Here is a 17,475-nt window from a genome sequence, read left to right as displayed (position 1 = left end):
CGCCTGCCTGCAGGCGGTTTTTTTTCGGTCGTCCCTCAGCCCACCTTCGCGACGCCCGGGTGGCCGTCCTCGACGAGGAAGGTGGCGATTGTCGACGCACCGGAGTCGCTGCGCCAGACATTGTCCAGCGCCCGGAAATGCGCCGTCGTTCGCGAGGGAGTGACTTCCATCATCACATATCCGCGGCGGTCGCTGCGGCCAAACCGGATGTGGGGGTTCTGTGCGACATACTGGTCGGTGCGCGCTTGTGGTCTTGAATTCGAGGTCACTGACGTGCCGCAGAATTCAGTTGCGATCACCGGATTGGCAGCAGATGTGTCGCGGAAAAAGTCCGGCTTCAGGTCGGCTGCATAAAAGGTATGTACGTCGCCGGAAATCACGACCGGATTGCTGACGCGGTACTTTGCCAGGCCATCGAGCAGGCGCTTCCGTGCCGCCGGGTAGCCGTCCCATCCGTCTGTCCAGAATCGGCCGCCATCCTCGCTGGATAGCGCCACCTGCGAGTGTTGCGCCATCAGGGTTTGCTGCGCGATGAAATTCCACTTCGCTTGTGTCGACGCGAAACCTTCCATCAGCCACGCCTCCTGCTCCGGCCCAAGCAGGGTTCGTGCAGGATCGGCCAGTTCCCGGCAGTCGGTCGTCACCGAGCCCGAGCCGCCACGTGCAGCGGGCTGACACGCCTGGTGGGAACGGTACTGGCGGTTGTCCAGCACATGAAACTGCGCGATTCTGCCCCAGTCGTAGCGGTCATAGATGCGCATGCTGGCAAAGCGCAATGGGGCGTCCGACAGCGCAGGTAGACGGACCGGCATGTGCTCGTAGAAGGCCTGATAAGCAGCCGCGCGCCGAGCAGGAAAACCAGGGTCGCGACGCTCGTCACGGTCACGGCCGTAATCATTGGCCACCTCATGGTCGTCCCAGGTAACGATCCACGGTGCAGCCTGATGCGAGGCCTGCAGGTGCGGATCGGACTTGTATTGTGCGTGGCGCGCGCGGTAGTCCTCGAGGCTAAAGCATTCATCGACGCGCCGGCGTGGCGTGACGGGATGGGCCAGGTCGTACGGTCCCCACTCGTAAATATAGTCTCCGAGAAAGGCGACCAGATCCGGTGCCTGGCGCGCGATGTGCAGGTGTGCAGCGTATTCACCGAATTCCCAATGCTGGCATGAGGCGAAGGCAAATCGCAGCGAGGCAGGCATTGCGTCCAAAGCAGGCGCGGTACGGGTTCGGCCGACAGGACTGACTGCATCGCCGAGGATGAACCGGTACCAGTACCAGCGGCCGGGCCGCAGTCCTGCGGCGTCGACGTGCACGCTGTGCGCCAGTTCGGGCAGGGCGGCGACTTTACCTTTGGAGACAACCCGGGAAAATGTCTCATCCTCCGCGAGCTCCCATTGAACGGCCAATGCTTGCGGGCCTGCGGATTGCGCGTCGAGGGGGTCGGGAAGGATGCGTGTCCACAGTACGACGCTTGTGGAGCGCGGCGAGCCGGAGGCTACCCCGAGGCGGAACGGATATCCGGACGTGCGGCTGGCGGTGCGTCCGGGAAAAGCGGACGACAGCGCGGCAAGCGCAAGCAAGCGCATGGAATGGCCAAGAAAAACTCTACGGTCAGGCAGCATCGGCATCGCGAAGGAGGGATGCAATCATGCCATGCATGAACCGTTCCAGAGACACTGGGTCAAAGACGGGAAGCAAGTATTTCTCGCGAGTCACCCATCCAGACGGCTATTCCTGCAGCGGCGGAATCTGCCTCGGCTTGCGATTCTCATCGGTTGCGACATAGGTCAACGTGGCTTCCGTCACCTTCACGGTTTCGACCTGCAGACGGTTGCGTTCCGCGTACACTTCCACATTGACGGTGATCGAGGTATTGCCGACCCTGACGATCTCCGCATAGAAGGACAACAAATCGCCGACGAATACAGGTTGCTTGAACACGAAGGAGTTGACCGCAATCGTTGCCACGCGCCCGTTGGATCGCCGGACTGCAGGCAGTGCGCCGGCGATGTCGACCTGCGCCATGATCCATCCTCCGAACACGTCGCCGTGCACGTTGGCATCGGCCGGCATCGGCATCACCCGCAGTTGCGGAACTTTCCCTTCAGGCAGCATGGTCATTGTTTTTTTCCTCTCGCAGAAGCACGTATCAGCCTGGGCTACAATCGACAAGCAACAGCATAAACCATTCTCGAAAAATATTTTTCATGCGACGTCATCCTGTCTCCTCTCCGGAACCTCCCGCCAATCAGGGCACGCGCAACGACTGGGTCACGCTCAAGACGCTGCTCCCCTACCTCTGGGCGTACAAGTGGCGTGTACTGCTGGCACTTACTTTCCTGGTCGGAGCGAAGGTCGCGAACGTCGGTGTGCCGCTTGTGCTCAAGGAGCTCATTGACCGCATGACCGTCAGTCCAGGCAGTCCGCATGCATTGCTGGTTTTGCCGGTTGGCATTCTTGTGGCGTACGGCGTACTGCGTCTGTGCACCACCTTGTTCACCGAGTTGCGGGAATTCGTTTTCGCAAAGGTGACGCAAAGCGCGGTGCGCACGATTGCGCTGAAGGTCTTTCGCCACTTGCACGCATTGTCCCTGCGCTTCCATCTGAACCGACAGACGGGCGGGATGACGCGGGACATCGAACGCGGTACTCGCGGCATTTCCTCTCTCGTGTCGTACACGCTTTACAGCATCCTCCCAACGCTGGTGGAAATCACGCTGGTGATCGGTTATCTGGTGCTGAACTATGACGTGTGGTTCGCCGGTATCACCCTGGTCGCGCTGATTGTCTATATCGCCTTTACCGTCGCAGTCACCGAGTGGCGCACCGGGTTTCGGCGCACGATGAACGACCTCGATTCGAAGGCGAACACGCGCGCGATCGACTCCCTGATCAATTACGAGACGGTGAAGTACTTTGGCAATGAGGATTACGAGGCGCGCCGCTACGACAAGAGTCTGCAGAGCTGGGAAACGGCGGCCGTCAAGTCGCAGACCTCGCTGTCCATCCTGAACACCGGGCAATCCCTGATCATCGCCGTCGCGGTTACCTTGATCCTGTGGCGTGCCACTCAGGGAGTCATTGATGGCAAGATGACGCTTGGCGACCTGGTGCTGGTCAACGCCTTCATGATCCAGCTCTACATTCCGCTCAATTTCCTCGGCGTGATCTACCGCGAGATCAAGCAGAGCCTGGCCGACATGGAGCGGCTGTTCACGCTGCTCGACCAACACCGCGAGGTGGCGGACAGTCCGGGCGCAAAGCCGCTGGCGATGAGTGGTGCGGAAGTACGGTTTTCGCATGTCGACTTCAGCTACGAGTCGAAGCGACAGATCCTGTTCGACGTCGACTTCACGATTCCGGCAGGCACGACGACCGCGGTGGTCGGCCATAGCGGATCAGGCAAGTCCACGCTGTCGCGCCTGCTGTTCCGCTTCTATGATGTCGGCAACGGCGGCATCACGATCGACGGCCAGGACCTGCGCGAAGTGACGCAGACCTCCCTGCGCAAGGCGATTGGCATCGTGCCGCAGGATACGGTGCTGTTCAACGACACGATTGAATACAACATCGCCTATGGCAAGCCGGACGCGGGCCGGGAGGAAATCGTCGCCGCCGCCAAGGCTGCCTACATCCATGATTTCATCGAAAGCCTGCCGGATGGCTATGCAACGATGGTCGGCGAACGCGGGCTGAAGCTGTCCGGCGGCGAGAAGCAGCGTGTCGCCATCGCTCGCACCCTGCTCAAGGATCCCGCCATCCTGATCTTCGACGAGGCTACCTCCGCGCTCGATTCGAAGTCGGAGCAGGCGATCCAGGCGCAGCTGAAGGAAATCGCGAGAAACAAGACCACGCTGGTCATCGCGCATCGCCTTTCGACGATCGCCGACGCCGCGCAGATCCTGGTGCTGGACCATGGTCGCATCATCGAGCGCGGCACGCACGCACAGCTTGTCGCAGCAGGCGGCGCCTATGCGCAGATGTGGGACCGTCAGCAGGCGCGCAAGGAGGCGGCCTTGTCCTCGCCGCCCCACGGCGAGCTTGGAGAAGAGTCGGCCATCGCTTAGTCTCCGCCAGAACCATGCGCTTTGCTTCGGTCCCCGAAGGGACTAACATAGCGTCATGGAAACCAAGTGGCTGGAAGACTTCATCTCCCTGGCTGAAACCCGCAGTTTCAGCCGCTCCGCAGAACTGCGCCATGTCACGCAGCCGGCGTTTTCGCGTCGTATCCAGTCGCTCGAGGCCTGGCTCGGCGCCGACCTGATCGACCGGACTTCGTATCCCACGCGTCTGACGCCCGCAGGCGAGGTCTTTTACGAGCAGGCGCTGGAAATGCTCGGCCAGATCAACAATGCGCGTGCGCTGTTGCGCGGCAAGCGACCGACTGCCCAGACAACGGTCGATTTTGCAGTGCCGCATACACTGTCGCTGACCTTCATGCCCAAGTGGATGACCGAGCTGCAGAACAGCTTCGGCACGCTGCATACGCGCCTGATCGCGCTAAACGTGCATGACGCGGTAATGACCATGGTCGAGGGTGGCTGCGACCTGCTGCTGTGCTACCACCACCCACGCCAACCAGTCCAGCTCGATGCAAGCCGCTACGAGATGCTGACGCTTGGCAGCGAGGCGCTGCGCGCCTATGCGCGTTGCGACAAATCCGGCGTGCCGGAACTGCTCCTGCCGGGGAGTCCGAAGGCGCCCTTGCCCTTCCTGTCTTATACCAGCAATGCCTACCTCGGCCGCATGGTCGAATTGATCCTCGCCGATGCCAAGCGACCTCTGCATCTCGAAAAGCGCTACGAAACGGATATGGCGGAAGGCCTGAAGATGATGGCCCTCGAAGGACACGGTGTGGTGTTCCTGCCTGAATCCGCAGTTACGCGCGAGCTCAAGCAGCGGCAGCTTGCGCGCGCCGATGGCGGGCAGGCGGACTGGGAAGTGAACATGGAGATTCGCCTGTACCGGGAGCGCCCGTCGTCCCAGCGACCCGGCAAGCCATTGGTGTCCCGCCTTTGGAGCTATTTGCTGCAGCGCAGCGAAGCGCAGGCGAAGGCGCGCACGCGAAGACGGAAAGCCGAGGACTCTTCCTCCTGACTATTTGATTGGCTGCAAATCTATGTTTTTCTTGCATAATTACATGCCTATAAAGCATTGGATTCAGTGCAACGCGATGCAATACGATGCCACCCGTATCGCGCATTCCAACAGGAGCGGCGCCGTAACTTAGAAGGAGCAGTGGCAGCATGTCCAGCAAGCACGAAGTACCGTCCTACCTTTCCCCGCACGGCATCGGGCCATGGGGTGTTTACCTGCAACAGATCGACCGCGTCACGCCGCACCTCGGCTCGCTGGCGCGCTGGGTGGAGACGCTCAAGCGCCCGAAGCGCATTCTGGTGGTCGACGTGCCGATCGAGCGCGACGACGGCACGATCGCTCATTTCGAGGGCTACCGCGTGCAGCACAATACCTCGCGCGGCCCGGGCAAGGGCGGTGTACGCTTTCACCAGGACGTTACGCTGTCGGAAGTAATGGCGCTTTCGGCCTGGATGACGATCAAGAATGCTGCGGTCAATGTTCCCTATGGCGGTGCCAAGGGCGGCATTCGCGTTGACCCCAAAACCCTGTCCATGGGCGAGTTGCAGCGCATGACGCGCCGCTACACCAGCGAGATCAACATCATCATTGGCCCGAACAAGGATATCCCCGCCCCAGATGTCAATACCAATGACAAGATCATGGCTTGGATGATGGATACCTATTCCATGAACCAGGGCAGTACCGCGACAGGCGTTGTGACCGGCAAGCCGATTTCCCTTGGCGGCAGCCTCGGACGCCACGAGGCGACTGGCCGCGGCGTGTTTGTCGTCGGTTGCGAAGCGGCCGCCAAGCGCGGGATGGACATCCATGGCGCACGCGTCGCGGTTCAAGGTTTCGGTAATGTGGGTGGCATCGCCGCGCGCCTGTTTGCGGAAGCGGGTGCCAAGGTGGTCGCGGTCCAGGACCATGTCGCCACCGTGGTACGGGAGAGCGGCATCGACGTCGCCGCGTTGCAGGCCCATGTTGCGCAGCACGGCAGCGTTGCCGGCTTCGCCGGCGGCGATATCATTCAGGATCGCAGCCGCTTCTGGGAGGTGGACTGCGATATCCTGGTGCCGGCCGCTCTGGAGCAGCAGATCACCGAGGCGAATGCGGACAAGATCCGGGCAAAGATCATTCTCGAAGGCGCGAACGGGCCGACGACGCCGGAGGCGGACGACATCCTGCACGACAAGGGGGTGCTGGTCGTCCCCGATGTGATCGCCAATGCGGGCGGCGTCACGGTCAGCTATTTCGAATGGGTGCAGGATTTTTCCAGCTTCTTCTGGACCGAGGACGAAATCAACCAGCGACTCACGCGCATCATGCGCGAAGCGTTTGCTGCAGTCTGGCAGCTCGCGGAAGAGAAGAGCGTGTCCTTGCGCACCGCAGCATTCATCGTCGCATGTACGCGGGTACTGCAGGCGCGTGAGATGCGCGGCCTCTATCCCTGATCCAAAACACCAACGGACGCGCCCATGGAGCGCGTCCGGCAACACGAATACTCAGCGGCCGGCAATGTACCGGTAGCGAAAAGGGCGAGCGCATTCCAATAATAAAAACGGGCGCGCTGATTGACTCGAACACGGCATGAGCCGGAGACCTTATGCGAAAATCGAACACTTCCTCACTGAGGCGGGCATGCGTTGCGCTATGCCTGTGCGCTGCGTCGGCCATTCCGGTGCACGCTGCCGACACCTTGGCGAAAATCCGGGAGACGCAGACGATTACGATCGCGCACCGCGAGGCGTCGCTCCCCTTTTCATATCTGGATGACAATAAGAAACCGGTCGGTTACGCGGTTGATCTTTGCTTGAAGCTGGCCGAAGCGGTTCGACGCGAGCTCAAACTGCCGCACCTGAACATCCAGTATCTGGCGGTCACGCCGAGCACGAGGATTGCTGCAATCGCCGAGGGTAAGGCGGACCTCGAGTGCGGGTCCACCACGAACAACGCCGAGCGTCGCAAGCAGGTTGCCTTCACCATCCCCCATTTTGTTGCCGCCGCAAGGATGCTGGTGCGTGCCGACTCGGGTATCTCGAACTGGTCCGACCTGCGCGGACGACGCGTCGTAACAACGAAAGGCACGACGACGGTGAAGCTGCTTGAAGACCGGGACAAGGTGCGTGCATTGTCCCTCAAGCTGACTGAGGGGCGCGATCACGCCGATTCCTTCCACATGGTGGAAAAGGGGGAGGCGGACGCCTTTCCAATGGATGACGTCCTGCTGTTCGGGCTTCGTGCGAACGCGCAGAAACCCGGGGCATTCGCCATTGTTGGCGATCCGCTTTCCGCCGAACCCTATGCAATCATGCTGCGGAAGGACGATCCGGCCTTCAAAGCCTTCGTAGACCGCGAGATGGGGCGCATCATTCATGACGGCGAAATCTACAAGTTGTACGATAAATGGTTCAAAAGCCCCATTCCGCCAAAACGCGCGAACATGAACATGCCGATGGGGCACCTGCTGCGGGATACCTTTCGCTTTCCAACCGATAAGGTGGGGGACTGATACGTAGAAACCGCTAGCAAGGCAAGGTCAACGGGCCGGGATGCGGCGCGTTTTGGGTAGGCAGGCGAGGTGAAAGTCGTCTCGGAACATGCAATAAAGTCAGCTTTCGCGTCAGCCCTTTGGTACACTAGAACACGTAACTTTTCCAGGAGACATTATGAAACTATCGAAGCTCATCGCCGTTCTTTTCGCTGCTGGTGCACTCAACGCCACGGCACAAGCGCAGGACCTCACCGGTACCCTGAAGAAGATCAAGGACACCGGCGCCATTACCATCGGCCACCGCGAATCGTCCGTGCCGTTCTCGTACCTCGACGATAAGCAGCAGCCGGTCGGTTATGCAATGGACCTGTGCATGAAGATCGTCGATGCGGTAAAGAGCGAACTGAAGCTGCCGAATCTCAAGGTCAACCTGCAGGCGGTCACATCCAGCAACCGTATTCCGCTGCTCCAGAACGGCACCATCGATCTGGAATGCGGTTCGACTACCAACTCGGTCGCCCGCCAGCAGCAGGTGGCATTCGGTCCGACCTATTTCGTGATCAACGTGACCGCTGCGGTCAAGAAGGCGTCGAACATCAACACGCTGGCCGATCTTGCCGGCAAGACGGTGTCGACCACGTCCGGCACTACCTCCGTGCCGTTGCTGAAGAACTACGAGAAGACCAAAAACGCGGAAGTGAAGGAGATCTACGGCAAAGACCACGCCGAATCCTTCCTGCTGATGGCGGACGACCGCTCCCAGGCCTTCGTGATGGACGACATCCTGCTGGCAGGCCAGATCGCCAACTCGCGCACGCCGAACGACTTCAAGATTATCCAGGAATCGCTGCGCCAGGAACCGTACAGCATGATGCTGCGCAAGGATGACCCGCAATTCAAGGCGCTGGTCGACAAGACTATCGGCGGTGTGATGAAGTCCGGCGAAATCGAACGGATCTACTTCAAGTGGTTCCAGAGTCCGATCCCGCCGAAGGGCATCAATATCAACTTCCCGATGACGCCGGCGATCCGTGATGCGTTCAAGAACCCGAACGACAAGGGCGTTTCGTAATCAGTTTGCATGAGTGGAAGGGCCGGAGGGCGGTACGCCACTCCGGCTTGCTATCGGGCCGGGAGCCGTTCGGCGCCCGGCCCGATTTTGCACCGACCGGCGCTCGGACGGTGCAGCTGGGAGAAATAGAAAATGAATTTGGGGATTTTTTTCGAAGAGGTGCCGGACGGCGACGGTACATGGATCGACTTGCTCCTCTCCGGATTGGGATGGACGCTGTCGACCGCGGCGCTGGCATGGATACTGGCGTTCGTGCTGGGCTCCATTGTCGGTGTCGCCCGTACAACGGACAAAACATGGATGGTGCGGATCGGGAATGCCTACGTCGAGCTGTTTCGCAATATTCCGCTGATCGTCCAGTTTTTCGTCTGGTACTTTGTCATACCCGGGCTGATCCCGGCGGTCAAGGTCTGGGTAACGACGCTGGATCCGACGCAGCACCAGTTCGTCACCGCGGTCGTATGCCTCGGGTTTTTCACCTCTTCGCGTATCGCCGAGCAGGTGCGCTCGGGGATCCAGTCGCTGTCGCGCGGACAGCGTAATGCCGGATACGCGCTCGGTTTGACGCAGCTGCAGACCTATCGCTATGTGCTGCTGCCCATGGCGTATCGCATCATTATCCCGCCGCTTACCTCGGAGGTGATGAACCTGATCAAGAATACCGCCGTGGCGTATTCGATCGGCTTGGTCGAGCTTTTCTTCCGCACGCGCGAAATGGGTGAAATGACGTTCCGCTATTTCGAGGCGTTTGCCGCCGCCACGCTGATCTATGTTGTGATCGCGATGACCGCCAACCGGGTGATGGCCTTCATCGAACGCAGGGTTGCGGTGCCCGGCTACATCGCGGGAGGTAAATGATGGGTGAACTTGATTTTGACGTCATCGCCCGTACCTGGCCCTACCTGCTTGGCGGCCTGCAGTACACGTTGCAGCTGACAGTGGTTGCAGCAATCGGCGGAACCATCTTCGGGACCCTGCTCGCGATGGCGCGCCTGTCGCATTTCAAGCCGCTGGCGATGTTTGCATCCGGTTATGTCAACCTGATGCGATCCATACCGCTGCTGCTGGTGATCTTCTGGTTCTATTTTCTGGTGCCGGTCGTGCTGCAGGCGATTACCGGCTCGGAACGACCGATCCAGCTCGGCGCTGACCGCTCTGCGTACATTACCTTCATCATGTTCGAAGCAGCCTATTTCTGCGAGATCATGCGGGCGGGTATCCAGAGCATCTCGAAAGGGCAGGTCAATGCCGCTTATGCACTGGGCTTGACGTATCGGCAATCGATGCAACTGGTGATCCTGCCGCAGGCATTCCGCAACATGTTGCCGATCCTGCTGACGCAGACCATCGTTCTGTTCCAGGACGTCTCGCTGGTATCGCTGCTGAACGTCACCGACTTCGTCGGCGCCTCTGTGAAGATTGCACAGCGCGACAGCCGAGTGGTCGAAATGTACCTGTTCGTGGCCATCATCTATTTTGCGCTCTGCTTCACGCTGTCGACTCTCGTCAAGCACCTGCAGAAACGCATTGCCATCATTCGCTAAGGATTACGTCATGATTGAAATGAAGAACGTCAGCAAATGGTACGGAAGCTTCCAGGTACTGACCGACTGCACCACCCACGTCGCAAAAGGCGATGTGATGGTGGTGTGCGGCCCGTCCGGCTCCGGCAAATCGACGCTGATCAAAACAGTTAATGGTCTGGAGCCCTTCCAGAAGGGAGAAATCCTCGTCAATAACGTGTCCGTTGGTGACCCGAAAACCGACTTGCCGAAATTGCGCTCCCATATCGGCATGGTGTTTCAAAACTTCGAGCTGTTCCCGCACCTCAACATTCGCCAGAATCTCACGCTGGCGCAGGTCAAGGTCCTCGGCCGCAGCGAGGAGGAAGCCGCTGAGAAAGGCCTGAAATACCTGGATCGCGTCGGTCTGCTTGCACAGAAGGAAAAGTTCCCCGGACAGCTCTCCGGCGGTCAACAGCAGCGGGTGGCAATTGCACGTGCATTGTCGATGGATCCGTTCGCGATGCTGTTCGACGAACCGACCTCGGCGCTTGATCCGGAAATGATCAATGAAGTGCTGGATGTGATGGTCGGCCTGGCCCAGGATGGCATGACGATGATGGTCGTGACCCATGAGATGGGGTTTGCCAGGAAAGTCGCAAACCGCGTCGTTTTCATGGACAAGGGGTATATCGTCGAGGATTGCACCAAGGATGAATTTTTCGGGTCGCCGCGCTCCGACAGGGCGCGCGACTTCCTGGCTAAGATCATCACCCACTGAGCACTGCCTTTCGGTGTGCGAAGCCGTTTCCGCGCCTGCGGAAGCGGCTTTTTTTGCGTGCAAAGATTCAGTGGATTCAAGGCTGCCGCGGGTAAAATAGCGGCAGATTGTAGAAAGAGCCGCCATGTCCAGCGAAACCGCGACCACTGCCATTACCAGTCTCACCATTACCCGTCCCGATGACTGGCATCTTCACCTGCGCGATGGGGCGACACTGGCGAGTGTGCTGCCACATAGTGCCCGCCAGTTCGGGCGCGCCATTGTGATGCCAAACCTGAAGCCGCCGGTAACGACTACGGCCCAGGCGCAGGCTTATCGTGACCGTATCCTGGCGGCGCTCCCGCAAGGCTTGGATTTTCAGCCCTTGATGACGCTCTACCTGACCGACAATACGCCTCCGGACGAAATCCGGCGGGCACGCGACAGCGGTATCGTGCAGGCGGTAAAGCTGTATCCGGCGGGAGCTACCACGAATTCGGACGCAGGGGTTACTGCGTTATCGAAATGCTACAAGACGCTCGAGGTGATGCAGGAAGTGGGCATGCCATTCCTTGTGCATGGGGAAGTGACCGACCCGGCAGTCGATATCTTTGACCGCGAAGCCGTCTTTATCGACACTGTCATGCGACCACTGCGGCATGACATGCCTGAACTCAAGGTTGTGTTCGAACATATCACTACGCGGGATGCGGCCGATTACGTGACCGAAGCGGAAGGGCCGATTGCTGCGACCATTACCGCGCATCACTTGCTGTACAACCGGAATGAGATCTTCAAGGGCGGCATTCGTCCCCACTATTATTGTTTGCCGGTGCTCAAGCGCGAGGAACATCGCCAGGCGCTGATTCGGGTGGCGACGTCCGGCAGCGTGCGGTTTTTCCTGGGTACCGACTCGGCGCCGCATCCGAAAGGGCTGAAGGAACATGCTTGCGGATGTGCTGGCTGCTATACGGCGTTGCATGCGTTGGAACTGTATGCACAGGCGTTCGACCACGCCCAGGCACTCGACAAGTTGGAAGCATTCGCCAGCTTCAACGGACCGGCTTTCTATGGCTTGCCCCGTAATTCGGGCACCGTTACCCTTCAACGCGAAACCTGGACGTTGCCAGCTGAATTGCCGCTTGGGGACGCAACTGTCGTACCTCTGAACGGCGGCGAAAAGATCGGCTGGAAGCTGGTCTGAGCCACGTCCTTGAACCGTTGCATGGACGCGGCCTTCCTTGCTGAAATAGACTGGAAGAGGCCGTGGCTTGCGGGTATTCGCTCCCTGGCGGAGCCTATACTCGCCGAGCATGACTGGATGGAAGCGCTCAATGCTAGAGCGGAACGTCTTGGCATCCTGAACCACCGCGGCCGGCCCATCCGGTTTGTACCGCAATCCCGCCTGCCGTCAGGTATCGGCTATGAAGCATTCATCAGTGCGACCGGCTGCGTACCCACGCGGGAAAATCTGCACGACTTTTTCAACGCCCTGATCTGGCTGACCTTTCCCAACATTAAAGTTCGGCTTAATGCGCTGCAGGCGGCCGAGATCGAGCGAGCACAAGCGCCAACTGCTTCCGGTGATGCGATGGCCGCGGGGCGCGGTCTGGTCAGAGACGCTGCGACTCTCTTTGATGAGAATGCTGCTTTGCTGGTGGTTCGTGATCCGACACTGTTGGACGCACTGCGCGAACATCGATGGGAAGAGGTTTTTCTGGAGAGGCGTAGCGATTTTTCGCGCGACTGTGCTGTTCAATTATTTGGGCATGCGCTGATGGAGAAGCTGGTGCATCCGTACAACGCAATTACTGCACACACCTGGACGGTGGCAGCGGCACGGGACTTTTTCACATGGACGCCAACCGCTCAAGCCGAATGGATAGATCTCGAGGTGGCGGCCCGACTCTCCGATAGTCTTGCGCCGCGCGACTTTACACCCATGCCGATACTTGGTGTGCCCGGATGGTGGGAAGGCCAGGATGCGGCATTCTATGGCGATCGTGCGGTATTCCGCCCCAAGCGCGCGCGGTAAGGACTTGTCGGTCGAGCCGCATATCGAGTTGCGCGCGCCCCGATAACGCAATACAGGGAAACTGCCAAACGAACAAAAGGCACCCGAAGGTGCCTTTTGCTTATGCATCTATCCATGCAGGCTTACGCCTGCAAGAGATTAGAAGCGGTGTTGCACGCCAACGTTGAAGATGCTGGTGTCAACTGCGCCAGCCGGCTTCGCGTTCAGGCGAGCGTAGGAGGTGTAGACGTTGGTACGCTTGGACAGGTTGTGGATGTAGCCCAGAGCGTACTGGTCGACGTCTGCATTCGTTGCCAGACGGTCGTCGCCGCGCAGGAACGATGCCACGACGGAGCCAGCACCAACCGGAGCGGATGCACCCAGCATCCAGTTGCGGTTCTTGCCGGTCGTTGCAGCCGGAGTCTCAGCCTTGTTGGTCTGGATTGCAGCGTGCAGCTTTGCTACGCCCAGATCGAAGGCGCCGCCGAGCAGTGCGGTCGTGGTATCTGCACCAGCAACGGTTGCTGCATTTGCGTCGTGGTAAGCGAACTGAACGCTAACCGGGCCGTTGCCGTAGCCCAGGCCCAGGCCGATTTGACGGCCCAGCGAGTTGCTGCCAGCCTGCTCGCCCAGGGTGTAAGCCAGTTGGCCGTTCACGCCCATTGCAGACATGGAGAAGTTGATGGTGTTGTCGGTACGAACGCCGTTCGGGTTGAACACGTTGGTGATCGAACCAGCCAGGCCCGTGCCGAACGGGTCGACGGAGTCGAGGGCCAGGAACATCGGGGTGTACTGACGGCCGAACTTCACAGCACCGAAACCACCTTGCAGACCAACGAACGCCTGACGACCGAAGATGCGGCCGCCCTGGCCCAGTTGGCCGTTGTCGATGTTGAAGCCGTTTTCGATGGTGAAGATCGCGGACAGGCCACCGCCGAGGTCTTCGGTACCCTTGAAGCCGATACGGCTGCCGTTACGATTGAAGCTGGTGTTGCCGTCGGTCAGGCTCCACTGAGCGCTGGTGGCGTTCGTGTCGAAGCGTTCGATCGCGACGTCAGCAATACCGTAGATCGTAACGTTGGATTGTGCGGAGGCTGCGCCTGCGAATGCACCGAAAACGGCAAGTGCGAGAAGCGATTTTTTCATTGAATAATCCCCAAAGGTTTATCGAGCTAAGATTTTTGTAGTGCGTTTGGCAAGGCCACAAGTGAGAGCGTCCTGCCAAAAGGAAGCTCCCTAATCATTTAATCAAGAAGCTGGTGGATATTTCATCAAATATCGGGACCGACCACAAAGAGAATTTCGGGTTTACCGGTGGTTCCTGCGCGTTCTGTGGTGTCTCTGCAACGGAGCAGTTAGTTGATAGTGGTAAATTGGCAACACTTTGTGGCGTGCGGGGTAGAGGTTTTATTGTGGGAATGCCGCCGTACCTGTGCAGATGCCGCAGTATTTCTACTTTTGCAACGATGACGGCAAAAAAACGGGCTCGCCGAAGCGAGCCCGTTTGATATCTAACTCCGGAAGGCAGCCGAAGGCTGCCGTGGGGATTAGAACTGGTGATTCACGCCAACGGAAAGGCCGGTAGCGCGGTCTTCGGTCGTCGGGGTGCCGAAGCCGAGGACGCGTGCGCCTTCCAGCTTGGCAGTATCAATTGCTGCGTACAGGCTGGTGCGCTTGGACAGCGAGTATGCGGCATTGATGATGATGTAATCACGCTTGTGGTTGTTGGCTGCGCCAACGCCGGTACGCTTGGTCTGGTAGTAAGCGCCGGTCAGTTCCAGAGCCGGGGTGATGTTGTAGTTCACGCCTGCCCATGCCATGCGGGTCTTCGTGTCGGCTGCGCCGGCTGCCACGTCCTGCTCTTCGTTGGCATAGCCAACCGTCAGGCGGGCCGGGCCGAACTTGTACGCCGCGCCGACGTTGATGCTGTCGTTGTCGAAGCCGGCAATGTCGCGCTTGGTGTAGGTGCCGCCGACATACAGCGGGCCGCTCGCGTAGGCGGCGCTGATGGAGCTGGCAGCGTTGGTGCTGGTGCTGCCAGGCGTTTCGCCGAGCGCGTATTCAGCGCGGACAGTCACCGGACCGAAGGTGCCGGTGTACTTGATGTCATTGTTGTAGCGCAGACCGGCAACGCCGAATACCACGACATCGGTCAGGCCGGGGTAACGGAAGCTGAGCGGCTCATAGCCGACTGCGGTCTGGAATGCGTTGGTGTATTGGCGGCCGAAATCGACGCCGCCCCATGCGCCGCCCACACCGACGGATGCAGTACGGTTGAACAGCACACCGGTGGTGTTGTCCAATGCGCCAGTGCCGCTATTGAAGCCGCTTTCCAGCGTGAAACGAGCATTCATGCCGCCGCCGAGATCTTCAACGCCCCGGAAGCCCAAACGGTTGGAGGAGTAAAGGCCGGTGCTGGACATGGTCAGATTGCTGTCGCCTGCGCCATTCACATTGTCAACGTAGCGAACGCCGGCGCCAAACACGCCGTAGACGGTGAGGCTGGTTTGTGCATGCGCTGCACCTGCAAATGCACCCAGAACTGCCAGTGCGAGAAGCGATTTTTTCATTAATTAATCTCCAAGGGTTGGCGTGCTAAAATTTTTTTGAATTGCCATTTAATGCCCTCAGCAAGGCCACTAGTGGTAACGTCCCTGCCGACGCCTCAGACCATTCTGGTCAAGAAGCTAAGAGCGATTTCATCAAATGTGTCCGTTTTGGGCAAAGAGAATTTGGCATTTTGCTTCTGGCACCGGGGATCATGTGGCTTAGTAACAACAAAGCATCGGGGATTGATGCAGAATGGGCAATAAATCATTCCGCGAGGAAAAAGAAAAACAACTTCATGCAACGATTTTCGTAGCAGGTGCGGCAGCCGGGAAATTTTCAATGCCGTTTTGCTTTCTTCTTTGAATAATGTTTTTATAACTGGCTGTTGGCGGATGATTTATTCGCCGCAGAATACGTTTCACCGATGCTGAAAGGTGAGGGGTTGCGCAGTATGTCGCGTATTGATGGTCTTATCGAAGGCGTGGACAAGGTGGTCCGCATCCTGTCCGGTGTTACCGCTGCCGCGCGCCCGAACCCGGCTGCGCGAATTGCCGAAGCAGCGATGGACGACGCCGAGCGCCGCCACAGCGCCGGCCTGATGCGCGTAAACCACGTGGGCGAGGTATGCGCGCAGGCCTTGTACGACGCGCAGGCGCAGTTCGCCGCAAGCGAAACATTGCGGAGCCAGTTCAGGCAGGCTGCGCGTGAAGAGCAGGATCACCTGGCGTGGACGGCACAGCGGCTGCAGGAACTAGGGTCGCATACCAGTTTGCTTAATCCGCTCTGGTATGCCGGCGCCTTCACGATCGGTTCGGTCGCAGCACGCATCGGCGACGCCCAGAGTCTGGGCTTTGTCGTGGAAACCGAGCGCCAGGTGGAGACGCATCTGGAGGGGCACTTGACCAGTCTCCCGGTGCGCGACGAGAAGTCGCGTGCCATCGTCGAGCAGATGCGCCTTGATGAAATCGAGCACGGCGCCGCGGCGAAGCTGCTCGGCGCCGCAGATACGCCAGCGCCGGTGCGCGCTGCAATGCGGGCCATGGCGAAGGTCATGACGGCAACCGCATACTATATATAACTGTTGCGCTTGCGGTGGCCGCGGGGAGGGTTACGCAGCGGTCTCGGCGAGATCGTCAATAATCTCGAAGGAGTGAGTGAGCTCCGCCGTTTTCTCGAGCATGATGGATGCAGAGCAGTACTTTTCGTGCGAAAGCTTGATCGCGCGTTCCACCATGCCCGGTTTCAGATTCCTTCCACGCACGGTGAAATGAAAATGCACCTTGGTGAATACCTTGGGATCCTTTTCAGAGCGCTCTGACTTGAGTGTTACGTCGCAACCGCGCACGTCCTGCTGGCTCTTGCGGAGTATCAGCACCACGTCATAAGCGGTACAGCCGCCAGTACCAGCCAGCACAACTTCCATCGGGCGTGGCGCAAGATTGCGGCCGCCGCCTTCGGGCGCGCCATCCATCGCCACCACATGGCCTGAGCCGGTTTCGGCTAGAAAGGTCATCCCGGACGAACCGGTCCAGCGCACTGTGCATTCCATGATGTTCTCGCTTGGTTCCAAAGGCGCCCATTGTAACTGGTTTGAAATGGCTGCTTCGGCAACGTTCCTATACGCTTTCGGCGTGTTATTGGTTTTGTAAATTCGCCATCCGAGCGAAAAAACCACAATGCGAAATTACTGTAACTAATTGACAGGAAAAGGAAAATCTCTCGGCTTTTCTGTTTCCGGCCGCACGCACGAGTTCGTTTTCTTGCATTGCACAATGAAAGTCAGTAGAATTTTGTTGCTGACCGTTAATGCCGCGTCGCCGAAATGGTCAAAAGATTGTCTCCTCCACCCTCCTCCTTTGGTGTGGATTTAAACCCGAAGCCTAAACGCTTCGGGTTTTTTTTCGCCTCCAGCGCATCTTCCTGGCGAATTCGGTTTGACGCCAAGTCTTTGAAAAGGCTATACTTTCAGGCTTTCCGTTCGCTCAGGAAAAGATAACAAGGAAG

At 59.0% G+C, this 17,475-nt stretch carries 16 protein-coding genes; 11 read left to right on the top strand and 5 right to left on the bottom strand.

Annotated elements, in window-relative coordinates; translation table 11 throughout:
* Positions 1-35 precede the first annotated feature (35 nt).
* Complete coding sequence (locus tag VEC01_RS15470) at positions 36-1,622, bottom strand: alkaline phosphatase D family protein (RefSeq protein WP_414691456.1); 1,587 nt, start codon at positions 1,620-1,622, stop codon at positions 36-38.
* Positions 1,623-1,728: 106 nt separating this feature from the next.
* Positions 1,729-2,121, bottom strand: coding sequence for an acyl-CoA thioesterase (locus VEC01_RS15465; RefSeq protein WP_324901797.1), 393 nt, complete (start codon positions 2,119-2,121; stop codon positions 1,729-1,731).
* Positions 2,122-2,207: 86 nt separating this feature from the next.
* Between VEC01_RS15465 and VEC01_RS15460 the strand changes: the two genes are divergently transcribed.
* From VEC01_RS15460 to VEC01_RS15415, 10 genes are all read left to right on the top strand, one after another.
* A complete protein-coding gene (locus VEC01_RS15460) occupies positions 2,208-4,067 on the top strand; it encodes an ABC transporter ATP-binding protein/permease (RefSeq protein WP_324901796.1) in 1,860 nt (619 codons plus the stop codon).
* Between the two features lie 55 nt (positions 4,068-4,122).
* Positions 4,123-5,097: a LysR family transcriptional regulator gene (locus VEC01_RS15455; protein ID WP_324901795.1), complete on the top strand. Its 975-nt coding sequence runs from the start codon at positions 4,123-4,125 to the stop codon at positions 5,095-5,097.
* 149 nt (positions 5,098-5,246) lie between these two features.
* Positions 5,247-6,533 carry a Glu/Leu/Phe/Val dehydrogenase gene (locus VEC01_RS15450; RefSeq protein ID WP_324901794.1) on the top strand — a complete coding sequence of 429 codons (1,287 nt, stop codon included), beginning with the start codon at positions 5,247-5,249 and terminating at the stop codon, positions 6,531-6,533.
* A gap of 152 nt (positions 6,534-6,685) precedes the next feature.
* The gene (locus tag VEC01_RS15445; RefSeq protein WP_324901793.1) at positions 6,686-7,591 is read left to right on the top strand and encodes an amino acid ABC transporter substrate-binding protein; all 906 of its coding nucleotides are present in this window, start codon (positions 6,686-6,688) and stop codon (positions 7,589-7,591) included.
* A 157-nt stretch (positions 7,592-7,748) separates the two neighbouring features.
* Positions 7,749-8,645 (top strand): transporter substrate-binding domain-containing protein, encoded by an 897-nt coding sequence (locus VEC01_RS15440; RefSeq protein ID WP_324901792.1) that lies wholly within the window; start codon positions 7,749-7,751, stop codon positions 8,643-8,645.
* A gap of 132 nt (positions 8,646-8,777) precedes the next feature.
* Complete coding sequence (locus VEC01_RS15435; protein ID WP_324901791.1) at positions 8,778-9,503, top strand: amino acid ABC transporter permease; 726 nt, start codon at positions 8,778-8,780, stop codon at positions 9,501-9,503.
* Complete coding sequence (locus VEC01_RS15430) at positions 9,503-10,189, top strand: ABC transporter permease subunit (RefSeq protein ID WP_324901808.1); 687 nt, start codon at positions 9,503-9,505, stop codon at positions 10,187-10,189. The genes VEC01_RS15435 and VEC01_RS15430 overlap by 1 nt, the downstream gene beginning before the upstream one ends.
* Before the next feature lie 10 nt (positions 10,190-10,199).
* Positions 10,200-10,928: an amino acid ABC transporter ATP-binding protein gene (locus VEC01_RS15425; protein ID WP_324901790.1), complete on the top strand. Its 729-nt coding sequence runs from the start codon at positions 10,200-10,202 to the stop codon at positions 10,926-10,928.
* A 124-nt stretch (positions 10,929-11,052) separates the two neighbouring features.
* Entirely contained in the window at positions 11,053-12,111 is a 1,059-nt protein-coding gene (gene pyrC, locus VEC01_RS15420; protein ID WP_324901789.1) for a dihydroorotase, read from the top strand.
* Positions 12,112-12,132: 21 nt separating this feature from the next.
* Positions 12,133-12,942, top strand: coding sequence for a DUF3025 domain-containing protein (locus VEC01_RS15415; protein ID WP_324901788.1), 810 nt, complete (start codon positions 12,133-12,135; stop codon positions 12,940-12,942).
* A 138-nt stretch (positions 12,943-13,080) separates the two neighbouring features.
* Here the strand turns inward: VEC01_RS15415 and VEC01_RS15410 are convergent, their stop codons facing one another.
* Positions 13,081-14,067: a porin gene (locus tag VEC01_RS15410; protein ID WP_324901787.1), complete on the bottom strand. Its 987-nt coding sequence runs from the start codon at positions 14,065-14,067 to the stop codon at positions 13,081-13,083.
* Positions 14,068-14,468: 401 nt separating this feature from the next.
* Complete coding sequence (locus VEC01_RS15405; protein WP_324901786.1) at positions 14,469-15,491, bottom strand: porin; 1,023 nt, start codon at positions 15,489-15,491, stop codon at positions 14,469-14,471.
* 431 nt (positions 15,492-15,922) lie between these two features.
* Here VEC01_RS15405 and coq7 point away from each other — a divergent pair, with 431 nt between their 5' ends.
* Entirely contained in the window at positions 15,923-16,549 is a 627-nt protein-coding gene (gene coq7 / locus VEC01_RS15400; protein WP_324901807.1) for a 2-polyprenyl-3-methyl-6-methoxy-1,4-benzoquinone monooxygenase, read from the top strand.
* Positions 16,550-16,579: 30 nt separating this feature from the next.
* Here the strand turns inward: coq7 and VEC01_RS15395 are convergent, their stop codons facing one another.
* Positions 16,580-17,020: an OsmC family protein gene (locus VEC01_RS15395; RefSeq protein WP_324901785.1), complete on the bottom strand. Its 441-nt coding sequence runs from the start codon at positions 17,018-17,020 to the stop codon at positions 16,580-16,582.
* Positions 17,021-17,475: the final 455 nt, after the last annotated feature.

It is taken from the genome of Noviherbaspirillum sp., assembly GCF_035627455.1.
GTDB lineage: Bacteria > Pseudomonadota > Gammaproteobacteria > Burkholderiales > Burkholderiaceae_D > Noviherbaspirillum.
The sequence above is the reverse complement of the archived record's forward strand: the minus strand, read 5'-3'. Positions and strand labels throughout refer to the sequence as shown.